This window comes from Paenibacillus sp. FSL R5-0908, assembly GCF_038006245.1.
GTDB classification, from domain to species: Bacteria; Bacillota; Bacilli; order Paenibacillales; family Paenibacillaceae; genus Paenibacillus_AQ; species Paenibacillus_AQ odorifer.
Window position 1 is genome coordinate 6,137,958 of sequence record NZ_JBBOUV010000001.1, and the last position, 18,111, is coordinate 6,156,068.

Genomic DNA, 18,111 nt, shown 5'->3' on the forward strand with positions numbered 1-18,111 from the left:
TGCCTGTTTAATTATGGTCTGACTTGGCTCAGTCAGCGGACTGTGCTCTGGTTGCTGGATTGAGCTCTTTTTGCGGGATTTATACCGCTCATTTGGCTCAGGTTGCTGGAATGAGATCAATAAGCGGGATTTTTACCGCTCATTTGGCTCAGGTTGCTGGAATGAGATCAATAAGCGGGATTTATACCGCTCATTTGGCTCAGGTTGCTGGATTGAGATCAATAAGCGGGAATTATACCGCTCATTTGGCTCAGGTTGCTGGATTGAGCTCTTTTTGCGGGATTTATACCGTTCTTTGGGCTCAGGTTGCTGGATTGAGATCAATAAGCGGGATTTATACCGCTCATTTGGCTCAGGTTGCTGGAATGAGATCAATAAGCGGGAATTATACCGTTCTTTGGGCTCATCTAGCTAAATTCGCTGCATTCGAGAGCAGATATGCCCCTCTTTGCGCTCCGCTTGCTACTTCGCTGCAATCGAGGCATTTACGCCGCGCGCCGCCGTCCACCGCGGCGGGCCCGGCGGCGCTTGCTCCCGGCGGTGCTGCGCCGCCGGGCAGAACCTTTACGCCGCTTGCGAGCAACGCGGCGCAAAACCAACGGGCGCCCGCTTCGCCGGCGCGCCCGGGCTTTGCCGCGCCGCTTGCGGGCGACGCGGCTTGGCAGGCCCTTGCTTCGCGGCGGCAAAGCCGGCGACGCTGCGGGTAAATCAGGCTGGACAGCGGGTGGTTCCACCACCACGCTGTCAGCCTCGCGCACCGCAGGTGCGCTGTAATAGCGGAGGTTCCACATCTCCGCAAGACCCTGCAGGCGGCTCCGATATGCCGCCGGACCATAGACGGCGTCGACGCGCTCCCGCGCTTGACTGCCTAGAGTCAACGCCATTCCCGGCTGCGCCAGCATGACGTTGACTCTTTCTGCCAGCGCGGAAATGTCCGACGCTGGCACGAGATTTTCGCCGCAGCCCGCTGCGTGCAGAATTTCTCGCAAGCCCCCAGAGTCGTAAGCGACCACGGGCTTTCCAAAAGCCATACCTTCCAGAGCAGTCATGCCAAAGCCTTCACGGATCAGACTAGGAACCACTAGCACATCCATGGCGCAATAGGCAGATGGAAGGCATTCAGCATAACCAACAAATTTAAACCGGGTGTACAGTCCCTCAAGCTTCACCTTGCGGACACAACGCTCATAGTAGCTTTTATCGCCAGCTGACCCAATGACAACAAATTTCGAGCTTGGATGAACCGCGTGCACAAATACAGCCATTTTCACAAAATGTTCTAGCCCTTTTTCCTTGTTGATAAAAGAAGAAATATAACCGACCAGCTGTTCATGCGGTTTAACCCGCAATTCCCGCCGCCGTTCGCTCCGAAGCTTGCTCCAAGCCTCAATCATCATCTCTTTATCATTCCAAGAGGGAGGGAGCTGGATCACCTTTTCTGCTCTCACGTCCTCTGGAAAGCAAGCTGCAGCTGTTTGTGAAATTGCTAGTATCTCATCACTATTCCGATGAATCAGCCCTACACTAATAGGTGTATATTCATTGTCTGTTATCGTCTCTGATATTTTCCATATCACCGGAATGCCCAGTGACTTTGCAGCCATTGCTGGCAGAGCATGCACACAGGTACTTGTAATAACAAACGCCGGGCGCAGGGAATTCAGCCAGTCTATTAATTCGTGATACTCCCTGCTTTCCTGGAATTTCTGAGCATCTGCCTCCAACCCTGCATAAGGAGTGTACATTCCATATAAAAGAGGAATCGAAAGCAACTGTACACTTATTCCACAGCTTCGAGCCTGAGAAGTCAGCTTGCCGTCCTGAGGCGCAACGAGAATACAATTAAAGTACGGAGAAAGCTCCTGAGCGAAAAACAACAATAGCTTCTCCGCTCCCGTAATACTGCGTGTATTGGATACATGTGAAAAGAGGACGATTGTAGCTTTGTCAGCCATGGCGTTTCGGCGCTCCCTAACGAGGGGCCTGGAGCAGCCATTCACCTCCTTGAAAAATTTACAAACTTTCGCTAAATTCTATCCTTCGCAGAAAAGCTCACTTGAAGATAGTCGCTCCTGTAACTCGCAACAACGCTTCCGCTTAGCTCTAGAATCTCGTCAGTCAATTTCACTTCGCTCCCGAGCTTCGCCCCTTCGCTTCACCTCTGCTCTCGAATCTAGCCAGTCGCTTCCGCTCCGCTATACAAGCCCGCTCCAGACGCTGCTTCTTCTCATCAGGCCACAGGCATAAGCTGAGGTTCGGTTCTACAGTATATCGAGGAAAAACAGATGCCGGCACGACACCTGTCCCCTGGTAAGCGCACATTTCCATTCCATTTCCGGGCATATGACCTAGCCGTAAATTACTGTTAACAGCTGGTGTATACGTTTAGTGTAGGTGTGATCCTTAAGCGTCCGTTCAAAAGCGCGCAGGGCAATCGCACGGCGTTCTTCCTCATGAGTCAGGTAATAACGGATTTTATCCATCATTTCTTGAGGGCTTGCAAAAGTCTCAATTTCTTCACCAGGTTTGTAGAAAGATCCCATATCATCTCTGGCATCCACTAATTGCAGCGTACCCGTAGCCGCGATTTCAAAAGTACGCGGATTAGGAGATACCGCCGGAATCGAAAGTGTATTGTTGTTCACTACTTCATCAATGTGCGAGCGGTGGAGGTTAATAACGATTTTGGATCCGCTGTAAGCTACCGCTGTTTCCTGTGGTGACATCCACTTGCCAATCTCTATCCGATCTCCATAGAGTGCCGCCTCAGGCAGACGGTCCCACCAAATGCCGTTAATCACCGTGTTATAGTTCATCAAATCCGGAAGAATCTCACGGAAGAAATTAACCCGGTTCCAATAGGCAGAGCCAATAAAACTAACTTCGCGATTCAATGGTGAACGTGTTGTAGTTGGACGGTAATGCTCGCGGTGAGCGGCAAAAGGAAGATAATGAACTTCAGGGCAGCCAAGTCCCTTATAAAAATCAATACAATTACGCTCAAGCGTGAACACAAAATCGTAATGCGCCACAATTTTAACTGTAAAATCAGTATAATAAGGATCATCTGTAAGCCAAATGGCTGTCTTGATTCCGCTAGCCCGAAGAACGGAGATCTGCTCAAGCGGTAAATCCATACCATCCAGCACAAGTACCAGATCCGGTCTTTGCGCGGCGGCTAACTCCACTAAGTTTTGACGCACATCTGTTATCGTGACTTGTGTGGTTAATTTTTGCAGCGCGTAGAGGACTGCATCGTCTAATGGAGAGTAGGGATATCCTTTACCAGAAGCCACATACATTACATGAATATTCCGTACGGGAAATACTTCTTCTGGCCGACCATCTAAAATCGCAAGCCGTCCCCGTAAATATCCCTCATCATATCCACCCTTAAAACCACTCAGACGACCACGAAGCTTTTCTTCCTCTGGAGGTGTCAGAGGTAGCGGTGGTGCAGGCATAATAAATTCATTGTTGTTCATTAACATCCTCGCTCCTTTATCCCGTTATAGATTTCATACACTTGAAGCAATCACATTCAGCAAATGTGGCAAACGCGCAGTGAATGTATGGTTGCGCATGGTTGTCTGTAGTCCCCGTAAAGCGTATATTCGACGCTCTTTTTCATGCTTCAGATAGTACTCAATCTTCTCCTGCAATTCCTTAGCAGAGCCAAAAGTATCCAAGTCATAACCTGGACGATAATAATTGCCCAGATCCTCACGAACATCCGTAAGCTGCATAGTACCGCAGGCACTGATCTCATAAGTACGCGGGTTGATAGAGCGTGATGGTAAACGGAAGCTATTCCGGTTATCCTGCCCCTCCTCCCACGGACGGTGAATATTAATGACTAGCTTTGCACCACTGTAATAGTTCGCAGTTTCCTCAGGCGGGATAAAGCCATTGCTAATAAAAGGGGCAAGCTGGTCATAAGTCGCAAGCCGTTCCCAGAAGCCGCCAGCGATCAGCACCTTCTTATCCTTTAGATAGGGGGCAAGTTCATCAAACAGCGCTGTCCGATTATGAAATGCATTGCCAATAAACACAATATCGTACTTATACTGCGGTGCCGTACGGCGCGGATAGAACATCTTTGGATTGACGCAAAGCGGTAAATAATGAACGGATGGAACCCCAAAGGATTGATAAAACTCCACACAACCGAGCTCATGCGTAAAGACGTGATCATAATGCCGGCAAATCACTGAAGTATCCTCTGTAAAATAAGGATCATCCACAAACCAGATCGCAGTCCGAATGCCCAGCTTTCTGATTTCTGTAATCTGTTCTAAATGATTTTCCGGAAAAACATGCAGTCCATTCATAACCAGCACTGCCCCGGGCATCTCCCGAGCTGCGGTCTCCAGCATAGCTTCTGGAGTGCTTATCACAAGCTCACTTACAAGCTGCTGGAGCGCCTCAATTACCCCAGTATCGATTGCATGGAACCCTTGAGGAACATACATTAGCTTAAATGGCCGACAGGCTTCGACCTCTACAGTACTCCGACGCTGCACAGCCTCACACATGCCGAGACGATATCCTTCGTGATAACCGTCGCGATAATCTCGCGGACGCTTGTGTTTTCTCCTTTTTGCTTTCACGGCCTTCACCCTGCCCCGTTGTATTCTCAAGACAGTATAACTATATGCGGAGTCAGCACTCGCCTCATGGACATCTGTCATTACTAGAACTAAATTGGCAGATGTACCCTGTCTTTTGCCCGGCTTGCCCGAACCCCGTCAGATTTCATCCACTCGCTGGATGCTGTTATACTATAAAGGTCTAGCTAGAGGCACTAAACTTGTCATCTCTGTCTAATCTGTCCGAAGATGATTATTTTTTGAAATTCACAAGGGGGGAACTATGAATAACACCACGTTGTATTTGCGACACGCGGAGCTGCTGCGTGATCTGGTGCCATCCTTTCAAACCTATCCTTTTCATCTGCCTGCTGTTCGAACGCTGGATCGCCTGATTTTTCAAAAACCAGTGACCTTTCTTGTTGGAGAGAACGGCACGGGTAAATCAACCTTGTTAGAGGGAATTGCTGCTGCTTGGGGCTTTAACCCTGAAGGTGGAACGCTAAACTTTTCTTTTAACACTCGTTCCTCGCATTCGAGTCTCTATGAGTATTTTAGAATTGCTAGAGGGGTTAGACGGCCGAAGGACGGCTTTTTTCTACGTGCGGAGAGTTACTATAATGTGGCTTCTTATATTGATGAGTTGGATGAACAACCCGGTGGCCCACCGATCAAAGACTCCTACGGAGGCAAATCTCTGCATGAGCAGTCCCACGGAGAGTCTTTTTTAGCTACATTCGTTCACCGTTTCGGCGGCCGCGGTCTTTATATCCTCGACGAGCCTGAAGCAGCGCTTTCCCCCTTACGTCAAATGTCTCTGCTGGTGCGTATGCATGAGCTGGTCGGACAGGATTCACAGTTCATTATCGCAACTCATTCCCCCATTCTGATGTCCTATCCCGGTGCTGAAATTTTTCTCTTGGAGGGGGAGGGAATACGGTCCGTCGCCTTGGAGGAAACCGAACATTATACCGTGACCAAAGCGTTTATGAACGATCGTCAAGGGATGCTGCGTGAGTTATTTGAAGATGAATAAGCATACACGACTTCGACGTCCCTTTAATTACAACATAGAACATATAAATTCTTATATTTAAAAAAACAGCAGGTCTCCAAATCGGAAACTTGCTGTTTGCTTTGTGTTTTTTTGTGTTTGATAGGTGCTTGAAATTAGCGTCTCGCAATCCCCGTCAGCTTGTGTACAATCCATCCAAACATGACTACAACCATCATATCGAAGCACACATTAAACAAGAATAAATGCTTACCGATGTCAGCCCTTCCGTCCCCAAGAATCGGAACCAAGAAGGAGAAAATCCCTATTAGCCCTAGCAGCATCAGCAGCTCGCCGGCAATTTTGCCGCGAATATCTCTGCTGCGGAAATACTGAAACAAGGCTCCCGCAAAATACACCAGATAGAAGACGGAGAGAAATCCGAGCGTGTGCGGAATATACTTGTTTTTGAATTGGCTCCATGCACTGTAAGTATAGGATAATGCACCTGCTGGTTTATTCTCGCTTTTCTCGTAGTTTCCTAGATAATACGGGCGAATCGCCATGCTGTTACTCGCAGCATATTTCATATTATCTATCAACCGGTCCGGATGCTTCAGATAGAAGAACAACACATCTTTATGAGATACACGGTCATAGAAGTCCGGAACCAGCGAAGGATCATCCTGCTTAATCACTGTATCGGTCTGAAAATAATTCGTACCCGCCAGTACCTCCAGCCGCTCCGGCAATCCGAGATCCTGCAAGTCTCCCTTCACATCCGGTGATTCGTTTAAAATCCCAAAAAACACCGTTTGATACAGATTAATATGCTTCAGATCTTTTGGCGCTGCCACATACAAAACGATGGATACAAGAAAGATGGCAATCGAAAAACGTAAAGCCAGCTTCCTCCATTTGCCCTCTCCGTCAAGCATCATAAACCGCAAGAAAATCAGAGCAAAGGCAATCCCAATCGGTGCATTCTGGATTTTGGAGGTGACCAGAAACAGAATCGCGATAAAAAACAAGGTTAATCCTTTAGTGGTTGGCTTCTCTTGGCTGGTTAATCTTAATCCTAATGCAAATGTCAGCAGCATAAACACCATCGACACTGGTTCTCCAAACAAGGAGTTGAAATAGGCCACATACCCGATATCGTAAAATACAAATAAGATAGCTGCTCCCAACAGCAGCCCTGTAACATAAGAGCCACGAGCATTATACTTCACCAGCAGCCAAGTTGCCGCCAGTAAAAGAAGCCCATAAACTGCACCCAGCAAACGAACATCAAAAAAGCTGCCATGGATGAGCCCGCCGATCAATCTCGGCACAAGTACTATAAAAATCTGTGAAGAAGGATAAAAACCTCTAAACAAATCCTCATACGCAAACCGAGAATGGCTAAAGCTGAAAAACTGATCGGCATACGATGCAGCAGTGTCGTAGTAGTTCAGGCCGATGGTATTCATCATACGCAGAAAATCACCGTTATCGGCAACACCAATAAATGGCCCTACGAATAGCAAATAAATAATGATACCGCAGCCGGCAAGGCCTACGAGATACTCCGGTTTCCAGAACTTTTTCATGATTCCCCCTATCTCTGTGGTAACAGCTTCACATATTCGTCGGACAAATTCATTAGCTTCAAAATATACTCATAATCAGACTGATATTTTGTGAAATCCGATACTGGCTTAAGCGTATCCAGTGACACAGCTTCACCATCAGCAAAATCTTTACCAGGCACATAAAGAATATCATCATTAAAGAAAGAACCGGAAGGCAAATAATACCGCATCCCTAACACATTACGATCAATGTTCAAGAGATCATGACCAAATGCTGTAAAACCCTCTTCCTTTAAAGAAACCCCCAATAGGTTAGCTATCGTAGGAAGAATATCCAACTGTCCACCTGTTCTCTCTACTACCTTCCCTTGCTCCATTCCTGGTGCATGAACAATCAATGGAATATTAAAGCGGCTGATCCGGGAATCGTATGGAATCCCCAGCGCACTTTCTACTTGCTCGGGTGGCACATCCTGCGGCTGCAAGCCAAAATGATCGCCGTACATCACCAGCACAGTGTTATCCCACATTCCGTTTTTCTTCAAACCCTCTATTAAAGTTCCAATGGCATAATCAGTATAGTTAATAGCAGTCAAATAATCGCCAAGCATCGTGTTTTTTAACTCATCAGGCACTGAGATCTTCTTAAAAGAGTCCGGGATTTGGAAGGGATGGTGGCTGGACGCCGTCACCATTTGTGCGTAGAAAGGAGTTCCTTTCTTCTGCAGCTCTGCCAGTTTCTCGACACCCGTAATATAAAGCTGTTCATCGGAAGCACCAAACGCATTAAAATGATCATTAGTAAAATAATCTTTATCATAATAGCCGTTAAATCCAAGCGCAGGATATAGCTCATTCCGATTCCAAAAGCCCACTTGATTCACGTGAAAGGTGTACGCCTCATACCCTTTATCTCTCAGCAGACGTGGTAGGCTCGGCAGTTCTCTATCCCCGAATCCAGTGGACATTGCCAACGTCCCGATTGGATAAATCGACGTGTTGCTCATAAATTCAGCGTCAGAAGTATTGCCCGGACCAATCTGCTGGTAGACATGGGGGAAGTAAAATCCCTCATCTGCCAACTTGTTCAACACTGGAGTCAGCTCTTGACCCTTCAGGGATTGATGCAGCGGGAAGTTTTGAAAAGCTTCCATTTGGATGACAATTACATTTTTGCCCTTTTGCGAGCCAAAATAATCAGGTGCTGTGCCCGCGGCCTTACTACTATAAGGATAGGAAGCTTGCAGTTCATCAATCTTCGCGATTGTATCCTTAATATCTCCGGTTCCAATGAGATTGTTATCTTCCTTGACCTTAATTGCGGCAACGACCTCATAATTCAGGAATCCGGCACTTTCTGCCTGCACAAGTTCATTTGTAATTCCCCGCGCAGAATTGACAGAATTGGCCGATAAAGCAAAACCTCCAAGAATAGCCACCAGAATCACCATCATATGTGCCAATCGTGTGTTCCGGGAGCTGAATCGCTCACGCCCACGCGGATAGGCTTTTCCATGCTTCCATCTGCGGATCAAGACATAGATTGCCATGATCACAAAATCAGCGAAAAATAAATAATCAATAGTCTGTATCGTTGATTCTACACTTGCCTTCACTTGAAATACCTGATTCAGTTCATATAAAGCCAGATACGTAGGAACAGAACCAAAGTGATTGAAATATACACTGGCTGCGAACAGCAGCAGCGATAATATCCCGTTAAATGTCCAATAGACGGCTGTTCTCACCCGCGAAGGAGTAATGACCGTCAGAATCCCCATAATGAAGAGGACTGGAGCAACATCTGCTGCAATCCACTCCCAAGCAATTCTATCAAAGAACAGCACTCTCAGCAGGAGCAGCTTCAACCATAGCAGCAGGACAACAATATAGAACTGAGCTCGATTCGGCCCGTGCTTTTTCACGTTTTAATCCCCTCTTACCTTTTCATTTGTTCTGATTATGAAATCTATTCATCTTTTCTGTAAAATATCAGATTGTTCTAGTATAACAATACTTACTTTTTTTATCAAAAATGTGCACCGTTCGCTCCCATTACAAACAGGGAAATCCCGCACCTTTTCGGCTGTGGAACTTCCCTATTTAAGCCTATTATGTTATGCCTTTCAATCTAAGACTGGCTCGCTGGCAAATCCTCTTTCACCTTCCAGATCGTTAAATCACTATCATAATATACAGTGATCTCAGGACTGCCAAGCTTATGAAAGGTGAGATTCCCGGGCTCCTGATCTCTTTTAAGCAAGCTATATTCGCCCACATCAGCAACGCTAAATATCTTAGTCAGCAGAGGTGCTGCCTTCTCACGTAGGCGATCCCCATCAATTAGAGACAGCTCACGGTCTAATACCGTTAGTTGTTTGGGATCTGTTTTATCACTAGCACGAGGATTTGTATCACTAACCTGCTCAATCCTTCTAGTAACCGTATCGAAGGTAACCGAAACCTTGGATCCGTATTGCAGCGTAAACGTATCCTGATCCTTGTCCATAGCCCGAAATACTAAACTAAGCTCTTCATCACCTCCGGTACCTCTCAATATCTTCAATGCCTCTTTCCCAGCTTGACGCGTCTCTTCTGATACCGCCGAGGCCTCAAGCGTGGCTGATGCGTAATCGAATTCACCATTTACAAATCCGATACGCCATTTCTCTGCCCTAAAGTTATTTTCAATTTTCACGCCAGAATGTTGTTTAGCATCATATTCAACATATCTGAGCACATCATAAGCTGAATCATTCGCATAACCCAGTTTGCCCTTGATCTCTTCCGCACGGGTTTTCATTTCAGCGTCGATCTCCGCAGTTGTCAGCATCGCGCTCATCTTCGTTTGCACCAGTTCTCCTGTCTCATAATCGATCCAGATATATGCGGAGTCCTCATCTTTCTGGTAAGAGTAAAATATCTGCTGTTGCTCCTTAAGCCATTCCCGGTGATCTAGCGGATAAGTCTTTCCAAGCAAACTCTGCATCACCTGATCTGCGTTCCGCTGTAGCTCAGCCTCCGTGAAATGCGACGAAACCTCAGTTTGCGCAGGGTTGCTTGATTCATTACCGAGGAACCTTCCGTTCAGAAAGAATACACCTATGCCCAACAATACAATAAAACTCGCCACAGCCAACAATTGCACAGGTAGTCTTTTTCCTGAGTAAGATTCCGCTCTCTGTTGATCTTCTTGAATTCGGCGAATGACGTTGTCTGCATGCCTCATAGTAAACTTTTTATTTCCAAAAGGTCCTTTTCGGGCCTGAGCATACCATTCCGGTTTATGATCCTCCATCATTCTACCTCCTTTAATTTGTTCTGAATTTTTTGCCGCGCTCGGTGCAATCTTGATTTTACCGTTCCGTGACTCAAGTTCATCAGTTCAGCTATTTCTTTTATAGAGAGCTCATATTTCAAGTCCAGGACCAATATTTCGCGCAGCTTGGGAGACAATGCCATAATTTGATCCCATATCTCACCAATGGACTGATTACCCAAATACTCCATCTCCGCAGATCGGGCTACGCCAAGAGGTTCGATAGTTTTATCCCGCTGCTTCACATCAACCGTGGACAATGGCTGTACACCACCCCATAAGCCGGAACGAAAAAAGCGCGATTTCCGGTGCGAAAAAACAGTATTCCTGGCAATCGTAAGCAACCATGCTTTAAATGAAGAATTCCCCCGGTACGTTCCGATCCGGTAATAACATTTAATGAATACTTCTTGAGCCAGATCATCGGCTTGTTCAGAATTTTTGGTAAGATAATAGATATAATTCCATATATCCTCTCCGTAACGGCTCATGATTTCTCTTAGTTGCTGTTCATTCATCGTCTCGCTGTGCTGAAGACCTTCCAGTTCCAATTAGCTTCACCTCACTTAATACGACCTCACAAAAGGCACTTTAGTTCCCTTATGTTCATATATTCTCATAAAAAAACAGGGGGTCCAGTGATCAGTGATCCCCTGCGAATGATATGATATCCGAATCAACCTCTCCCCTCAAACGATCGAGGTATGCGTGAGTAATCTTTTAATAGAACGGTTAGCTTCATTTAGTACAATTTCTTTATCCACAGTCTTTAGCAAACCTTTTTCCATCACGATCTCCCCGTCGATTATCGTTGTCTCCACATCTGCCCGCGTAGCGGAATATACAATTCTAGAGATGGGATCTACGTCGTAAGAGGGGAAGGTATGAAAATTGTAGAGATTCAGGAGCACTAGATCTGCTTTTTTGCCTACCTCGATACTCCCGATCTTATCCTCCATCCCTACGGCCTTCGCCCCACCAATAGTAGCCATACGGAATACACTGCGGGCATCCATGGTTGTGGGTCCGTGATGAGGCTTTTGAATAATTGCCGCCAATCGCATCTCATTAAACATATCCAGATTGTTGTTGCATGGAGCGCCATCCGCTCCCAGACTAAGAGAAACATGCTCATGAAGCATCCCTGGTGTGTCGGCAATTCCGGAGGCCAATTTCAGATTGGAACCCGGGCAATGACTTACATGCACCCCTCGATCCCGCAAAATCCGCCGCTCCTCAGCATCCAGCCACACGCAATGCGCCAGTATAAGCCGTTCATTGGCTAATCCTAGATGATCCAGATAGACGATGTTACGCATGCCAGTCATGGCCTGCACAATCTCAATTTCCCCTAAATTCTCAGACGCATGAGTATGCACCTTCACATCGTATCTTGCGGACAGATCCCGCACCTCGGTTAATAAAGGCTCTGTACAGGAAATCACAAAACGTGGAGAAAATGCATACTGAATCCGGCCGTTTCCATAACCATTCCATTTTTCCAGTAGATCGACACTTTCCTGCAGAGAAGATGCGGTATCCTCCTGTAGCACCTCAGGCACATCTCCCCCTTTTTGATCCATCATCACCTTGCCGGACAAGGCCCGGATTCCACTTTTAGCTATAGCCTGAAACGCAAAATCCGTATGATGGACAGTCTCCATATCCACAATCGTCGTCGTGCCGCTGGTGATTAGTTCGCCGATGCCAAGCATAGCCGAATAATACAGGGATTCTTCATCATGCGCGGCCTCTAATGGCCAGATTCGTTTGCGCAGCCAATCCATCAGCTCCAGATCGTCCCCTTTACCACGGAATAACGTCTGGCATAAATGAATATGAGTCTGGATAAAACCCGGAATTAATGTACGGTTCGTAGCATCAATAATCTGCTCGTCACCCTGCGGGATCAGGCCAGTGCCGATTTCAACGATGAGATCATCCTTAATCCGGACATCCCCGTGTATAATTTCCTCTTGCTTGTTCATCGTAATGATTTCGGCATTTTTGATCAAAATATTCCCCATAGCCTTCTCCCCCTCATTGAGTTAATTCCAGTACAACTTCACGCTTGTAACACAAAAAGGCCACAAAAATATGCCTGAGCATATTTTCGTAGCCAGAAATTTACGGTTCCCGGTAGAGACCCTTAAACCAATTATTAAGGATATACGAAAAAAAGACTATTCATTTGTAATTTGAATAGTCCAATAATAATCTAAAGACATGTTATATGTCAATATACATTACATATAAAATCGATTGTGTATTTTAAATACTGTTTTATAGAAGAAAATCAGTGTTTTGCGTTACATAAAATAACATTAATTCGTTTTATGAATACGATAATTCTGTTTCAAGAAAATTTCGATCACGCTAACCTGTAAATCGCGTCAGATTTACTGTCAGGAAAACACGGAAAATAAGCTATCCGAGAGCTATTTCATGGCTTAAGAGACACCCGTTTCGTTCGATAAGGTCGGCCATTTCGGACAATCTCTGCTTACTCTAACGCCTTGTGGTAAACCGCTGTGCGCATATAGCGCGGTATGGCAGACTGGTCAGAGCCCGGTAGTGTACGCCAAGCTCTATTCATCTAACTGACCTATGCCGACCCTACTGCTACTCAACTGCTACTACTGCACTGCTTCGGCTTCTTGTATTTCTCCACTACGCCTACTCCACTGCTTCAGCACTCCTACATTCTCCTTGCGCCCACTCTACTACTACTTCTAATGCTTCTGCTACCACTACTGTCCCTACACTACTCCTACTTCTGCACTTCTACGTTCCCCTTGCGCCTATTACACTGCTACGTCTACTGCTTCTGCTACTACTACTGTCCCTACACTACTTCTACTTCTGCACTTCTACGTTCCCCTCGCACCTATTACACTGCTACCTCTACTGCTTCTGCTACTACTACTGTCCCTACACTACTCTTATTTCTGCACTTCTACGTTCCCCTCGCACCTATTACACTGCTACCTCTACTGCTTCTGCTACTACTACTGTCCCTACACTACTCTTATTTCTGCACTTCTACGTTCCCCTCGCACCTATTACACTGCTACATCTACATCTACATCTACATCTACATCTACATCTACATCTACATCTACATCTACTTCTGCTTCTGCTTCTGCTTCTGCTTCTGCTTCTGCTTCTACTTCTACTGCTCTCGCTACGTCCACACCACTGGTGAGTCATAATGCTCCATACTTTCGGACCCAGATGAAGCTATTTGTACATTTTTCGCCTTTTGAGCAAGATTTCGGACTCCAGTGACGCTATTCCCTCGAAACAGGTCCATACGCGGTGTGTTTTGTACCAATAGCTGCGCTGGAGTCCTATAGCATTCCAAATGTGGTGAAATGCCACGTTTAAGGTCATCTGGGTCCGTTACTGTCGAGTCATACTCTGCCACTGATGCTTTCGGACCCAGATGACGCTATTTGCACATTTTTCGCCTTTTGAGCAAGATTTCGGACTCCAGTGACGCTATTCCCTCGAAACAGGTCCATATGCGGTGTGTTTTGTACCAATAGCTGCGCTGGAGTCCTATAGCATTCCAAATGTGGGGAAATTTCGCGTTTAAAGTCTGCTGGGTCCGATACTGTCGAGTCATACTCTGCCACTGATACTTTCGGACCCAGATGACGCTATTTGCACATTTATCGCCTTTTGAGCAAGATTTCGGACTCCAGTGACGTTATTCCCTCGAAACAGGTCCATATGCGGTGTGTTTTGTACCAATAGCTGCGCTGGAGTCCTATAGCATTCCAAATGTGGTGAAATGCCACGTTTAAGGTCATCTGGGTCCGATAGTGTCGAGTCATACTCTGCCACTGATACTTTCGGACCCAGATGACGCTATTTGCACATTTTTCGCCTTTTGAGCAGCAGGGTTTCCGTAAGCGCAAATGCTACCTAATCAAACAAAGTTTTTGTTTAGAGAAAGGTGTTATTTCACGAAAAAAGAGGATATCCCAGCAGCCACTTGATGGCTCATGAGATATCCTCTGGTTCTCTTGCTATGTTAAGCTTCCGAATTTCCTGCTTTTATAGAACCTTCTCGAACACCGGAAAATTAGCGGTGCGCCCCGGAAAAGTTACTTCACCCCTGCGATCATAACCTAACTTTGGATATAGGGCGAGTGCCCTAGTGTTCTTAGCATATGTATCCAGACGGATACTTGAATAACCATTCTGGCGAGCATATTCTTCTGCATAAGTGCTAAGACGGCGTGCAATTCCCTTCCCTTGAACTTCGGGATGTACAGCTAATCTATGCATAATTAAATGAGGTCCTTGCGTTTCTTTCCAGTCAATCTTCTCATACTGCTCGGATTGGTGCTCGTCCAACACTAGAATGCCGGCCACCGCATTGTTCTCCTCACATACCCATAGATTACCACGTTCAATATCAAGGGAGATGATCTCCCGATTCGGATAATGCTCGTCCCACTGATCGCTGCCACCTGCTTGCATCACCTGTACGCATTTGGCAATCAGCTCCATAATTTCATCAATCTCATCTTTGCGTGCTCTGCGAATCTCAGTACCCATGAATCATCCCTGCCTTCATCTTAACCTCATATTATTTTCACTTTCATTATGAAGTTTATCACATCGGCAACGCAGCAAACCAGTCCGCACGAAAACCCCAAGACCCGCTCACGGGCGGAGCGGATCTTGTCATCTGTGTCCCCTAGCTGAATTCCAGCTTATGCCCGTCCTCGAAGCCCTTGGCGAAACCGGCGTCGAACCCCACGTTGTATGCTTCGGTGTAGCCCTGTTGAAAGGCGTCTGCCGGAGGCGTTTCCGGCGAAACGCCCAGCTCCGGGGGGAGCGGAATTACCTGTGGTGCAGGCGGAGCCTCGCTCACGGGTACCACAATTACCGGTGGCTGCGCAACCCTTACTTTACGAACAAGCTTACGACGAAGTCTTCTTTTCTTGCGTAGCAATAGGCCTTTTTTCGACTTCCCATAACGAGCAGTTTTCCGGGCAAGAACTCTGCGGGATTTACGGGCTAGCCCTTTACGAACTTTTGCCTTCCGCGAGAGCAGCAATGTGCGTCTACGGGTTCTGCCTGAACGTAGCGTTCTGCGGCTTTTTTTCTTCATGCTTCTACTCCTCCTGTGCTCCATGTTCTCTGGAGGTTCCTACGGCGTATGCCTTGCTCAGCCATGGCGCAGCAGGAATTCCCCGTTTAGGACGATGTAGTGAAATCCCGGACATCATCCGGCACATCGCACTCTGATACCCACTTAAAATCCTGATATTGTCGCTCAATTTGCGGGCCGTCAACTCAGATTGCTCCGTCAATTCGGCGATGCTCTCCAAGATGGCCGCCAAAGCAGCCTGACTGCGCGAAATGGAGCGAATCATCTCCAGCTTGACGGCATGTTCAGAGAGACGGTCCCCGCTCATTTGCTGTCTTCTCCAAAACTAAAGCCATCACCTGACATGTCTCCAAAACCTTCCCCGCCACCATCGTCTTCACCACTGCCCAGCACTGCTTTTAAATTGCTGTAGAGTCCGTTCTCCAGTTTGGTCAGCCCTTCGACCATCTCCACGATGACCTCGTGTATAGAGAGGGACTCCTTCAGTTGCTCACTGTGGGAATCAAAGGCTCTAGCGTGGATATGATGCTGTGCCCACTGCTTTACCTTTTCAGCTTCAACCGCCTTAGCTTCCAGAATCAACGCAACGTTCCACTGGATGGCGGCGGTGGACTCCAGCATTTGCAGATAAGCCTTTTCTCTGCTCATCTTCCGCCTCCTGCTCCTATAGCGTTACTCTTCTTCTTGACCGTTCAATTCCTTAATCACTCTGCCTACCCCATCAGCCATCGCTTCTTCCAGATCTGCAAGTGCATTCAAGTAAGCAATAATATTCTTGTTTACCTGAGTTGAGCTTTCGATCATCCCGCTGATCCCATCAAAATCAGGCTCCGCATCTGGCAGATCGTGGACAATTTGCGACATACGGACAGCCACATGGCGCTCAGCATCTAGAATCCGCGCCATCTGTTCGTGCGTATGGGCCATGTGCTGCAGGACTTTAGTTATTTTACTCTGCACCTTCATGTCTCCTTTGCTCAAACGCCCTGCTACAGCATATGCGGCAGGAGCCGGGACGGTGCCGGGATCCTCGACAAGTTAAGGCTCTATTCGTGACTGGAATGACATAAAAATTACGTTATTGCTAAGTACATTTAAAAGGATTAAAATGTGAAATGCGCAATCCTGAGTTTACCAAAGGTTGGTGGGGAATATATGAAGCTTGAAAGCAAGCGTATCGATCTAATACCTTTAACTGCCCCAGAGCTCTCGCTAGCAATAGATAACTATTCGGAGCTACAGCAACAATTAGGCTTAGTTGCCATCAGTGCGGCGCTTGATGATGAAATGCAATATGCTATGCAGATCAGGCTAAAAAAGGTGCAGCAGGACCCCGACCATTACCTATGGTTAACGAACTGGGCCATCGTTCATCGGGAAGATCAATGTATTATAGGATTCATTATCCTTAAAGGTTACCCGAATGAGAAAGGCGAGGTTATTCTAGGGTATGGGATTGATGAGAAATATAGAAGAAAAGGGTATGCAACAGAGGCACTACACACAATTAATGCATGGATTTTCTCCCATCCCCAAGCTGTCTATGTAATCGCTGACACAGAAAAAGATAATACAGCCTCCCACAAAGTATTGGAGCGTCTAGGCTCTGAGAGATACAAAGAAACTGAGGATTTAATCTGGTGGAGGATTTCCAACCCCCGAGCCCTCTGAGTAACGTGTGATTTCAAAGCCCTTGCGGCTATCTATAGCAGGATTACAACAAAAAAAGCACTGCCTTATGGCAGTGCATCTTTTAACTTTTCCCCCGCCTCGTGCAAAGACTGGAACGTCCCCGCATCACTCCACCAATCCTTAAGCACATCATAACTAAGTCTGCGATCAGCGGCGTATATATTATTTACATCGGTAATCTCCAGCTCCCCCCTCTTGGAAGGCGATACCTGCCGGATGATATCAAATACAGCTTCATCGTACATATAAATACCAGTTACACAATAATTGGTCTTCGGATGCTCCGGCTTTTCTTCGATATAAGCAATCCATGCCGCATCTTGACTATCAAACACAGGTACACCGTATCTGCGCGCGTCCTCCACCGGCTTCAGCAACACCTTTGCAGTGCCCGCTGGCTGACGAAGATAACTCTCCACATAAGGCTTCAGATCATCCATAAAAAGATTATCCCCGAGCAATACAACAAATCGTTCCCCTGGAAAAATGAACCCTTCTGCTAAATCAAGCGCCTCGGCAATGCCTCCGGCAGCTTCCTGAATTTTATAGGTCAGAGATACACCAAATGCAGCACCGCTACCTAAAAAATCCGTGTACAGGCCGGCAGACTGCTTGCTTATGACCAGAAGAATGTCGGTAATTCCTCCCCGGCGAAGCCGGTCTATGCCGTAACAGACCATAGGATATTTGCCGACCGGAAGCAAATGTTTGTTCATAAGCCGGGTCAGCGGTTGAAGTCTAGATCCTGTTCCGCCCGCCAGTATGACTCCTTTCACTTACTTTCCTCCTCTTTATCTACGTCCTTTGCCTTCGGA

At 46.7% G+C, this 18,111-nt stretch carries 18 protein-coding genes and 1 riboswitch; of the genes, 2 read left to right on the top strand and 16 right to left on the bottom strand.

Translation table 11 applies throughout. From position 1 onward, the window contains the following. Window positions 1-485: 485 nt before the first annotated feature. From MKZ09_RS27855 to MKZ09_RS27870, 4 genes are all read right to left on the bottom strand, one after another. Window positions 486-1,955 carry a glycosyltransferase gene (locus MKZ09_RS27855; RefSeq protein WP_076207000.1) on the bottom strand — a complete coding sequence of 490 codons (1,470 nt, stop codon included), beginning with the start codon at window positions 1,953-1,955 and terminating at the stop codon, window positions 486-488. 169 nt (window positions 1,956-2,124) lie between these two features. Beyond that, window positions 2,125-2,295: a hypothetical protein gene (locus tag MKZ09_RS27860; protein ID WP_179088875.1), complete on the bottom strand. Its 171-nt coding sequence runs from the start codon at window positions 2,293-2,295 to the stop codon at window positions 2,125-2,127. 53 nt (window positions 2,296-2,348) lie between these two features. After that, complete coding sequence (locus tag MKZ09_RS27865) at window positions 2,349-3,464, bottom strand: CgeB family protein (protein ID WP_076134266.1); 1,116 nt, start codon at window positions 3,462-3,464, stop codon at window positions 2,349-2,351. A gap of 54 nt (window positions 3,465-3,518) precedes the next feature. Further along, window positions 3,519-4,619: a CgeB family protein gene (locus MKZ09_RS27870; protein WP_076134231.1), complete on the bottom strand. Its 1,101-nt coding sequence runs from the start codon at window positions 4,617-4,619 to the stop codon at window positions 3,519-3,521. Between the two features lie 253 nt (window positions 4,620-4,872). On the opposite strand from MKZ09_RS27870, the gene MKZ09_RS27875 reads away from it, so the two are divergent. Then, window positions 4,873-5,625, top strand: a complete 753-nt coding sequence (locus MKZ09_RS27875) for an AAA family ATPase (protein ID WP_076206998.1) — start codon at window positions 4,873-4,875, stop codon at window positions 5,623-5,625. A gap of 134 nt (window positions 5,626-5,759) precedes the next feature. Here MKZ09_RS27875 and wsfD read toward each other — a convergent pair whose 3' ends face one another. The 11 genes from wsfD to MKZ09_RS27930 form a co-directional block, all read right to left on the bottom strand. Next, the gene (gene wsfD / locus MKZ09_RS27880; protein WP_076134228.1) at window positions 5,760-7,175 is read right to left on the bottom strand and encodes a glycan biosynthesis hexose transferase WsfD; all 1,416 of its coding nucleotides are present in this window, start codon (window positions 7,173-7,175) and stop codon (window positions 5,760-5,762) included. Between the two features lie 8 nt (window positions 7,176-7,183). Next, window positions 7,184-9,082 carry an LTA synthase family protein gene (locus MKZ09_RS27885; protein ID WP_076134226.1) on the bottom strand — a complete coding sequence of 633 codons (1,899 nt, stop codon included), beginning with the start codon at window positions 9,080-9,082 and terminating at the stop codon, window positions 7,184-7,186. A 206-nt stretch (window positions 9,083-9,288) separates the two neighbouring features. Further along, window positions 9,289-10,458: a hypothetical protein gene (locus tag MKZ09_RS27890; RefSeq protein ID WP_143767358.1), complete on the bottom strand. Its 1,170-nt coding sequence runs from the start codon at window positions 10,456-10,458 to the stop codon at window positions 9,289-9,291. Further along, the gene (locus MKZ09_RS27895; protein ID WP_076134223.1) at window positions 10,455-11,027 is read right to left on the bottom strand and encodes an RNA polymerase sigma factor; all 573 of its coding nucleotides are present in this window, start codon (window positions 11,025-11,027) and stop codon (window positions 10,455-10,457) included. The genes MKZ09_RS27890 and MKZ09_RS27895 overlap by 4 nt, the downstream gene beginning before the upstream one ends. Before the next feature lie 138 nt (window positions 11,028-11,165). Then, window positions 11,166-12,503 carry a 5'-deoxyadenosine deaminase gene (locus MKZ09_RS27900; RefSeq protein ID WP_076206994.1) on the bottom strand — a complete coding sequence of 446 codons (1,338 nt, stop codon included), beginning with the start codon at window positions 12,501-12,503 and terminating at the stop codon, window positions 11,166-11,168. A 69-nt stretch (window positions 12,504-12,572) separates the two neighbouring features. Continuing rightward, a riboswitch (purine riboswitch) is annotated at window positions 12,573-12,671 on the bottom strand. Between the two features lie 867 nt (window positions 12,672-13,538). Further along, window positions 13,539-13,670: a hypothetical protein gene (locus tag MKZ09_RS27905; protein WP_341041571.1), complete on the bottom strand. Its 132-nt coding sequence runs from the start codon at window positions 13,668-13,670 to the stop codon at window positions 13,539-13,541. An 868-nt stretch (window positions 13,671-14,538) separates the two neighbouring features. Then, window positions 14,539-15,045: a GNAT family N-acetyltransferase gene (locus MKZ09_RS27910; RefSeq protein WP_076208712.1), complete on the bottom strand. Its 507-nt coding sequence runs from the start codon at window positions 15,043-15,045 to the stop codon at window positions 14,539-14,541. A gap of 142 nt (window positions 15,046-15,187) precedes the next feature. Beyond that, the gene (locus MKZ09_RS27915) at window positions 15,188-15,604 is read right to left on the bottom strand and encodes a hypothetical protein (protein ID WP_076130443.1); all 417 of its coding nucleotides are present in this window, start codon (window positions 15,602-15,604) and stop codon (window positions 15,188-15,190) included. Between the two features lie 4 nt (window positions 15,605-15,608). After that, the gene (locus MKZ09_RS27920; RefSeq protein ID WP_051491084.1) at window positions 15,609-15,911 is read right to left on the bottom strand and encodes a hypothetical protein; all 303 of its coding nucleotides are present in this window, start codon (window positions 15,909-15,911) and stop codon (window positions 15,609-15,611) included. Beyond that, window positions 15,908-16,252: a hypothetical protein gene (locus tag MKZ09_RS27925; protein ID WP_036679724.1), complete on the bottom strand. Its 345-nt coding sequence runs from the start codon at window positions 16,250-16,252 to the stop codon at window positions 15,908-15,910. Before MKZ09_RS27925 ends, MKZ09_RS27920 begins: the two co-directional genes overlap by 4 nt. A gap of 24 nt (window positions 16,253-16,276) precedes the next feature. Next, window positions 16,277-16,564, bottom strand: coding sequence for a hypothetical protein (locus MKZ09_RS27930; RefSeq protein ID WP_036679726.1), 288 nt, complete (start codon window positions 16,562-16,564; stop codon window positions 16,277-16,279). Between the two features lie 195 nt (window positions 16,565-16,759). Between MKZ09_RS27930 and MKZ09_RS27935 the strand changes: the two genes are divergently transcribed. Next, a complete protein-coding gene (locus tag MKZ09_RS27935; protein ID WP_076208711.1) occupies window positions 16,760-17,275 on the top strand; it encodes a GNAT family N-acetyltransferase in 516 nt (171 codons plus the stop codon). Window positions 17,276-17,340: 65 nt separating this feature from the next. Here MKZ09_RS27935 and MKZ09_RS27940 read toward each other — a convergent pair whose 3' ends face one another. Then, window positions 17,341-18,072 (bottom strand): sugar phosphate nucleotidyltransferase, encoded by a 732-nt coding sequence (locus tag MKZ09_RS27940; protein WP_076208710.1) that lies wholly within the window; start codon window positions 18,070-18,072, stop codon window positions 17,341-17,343. Window positions 18,073-18,111 lie beyond the last annotated feature (39 nt).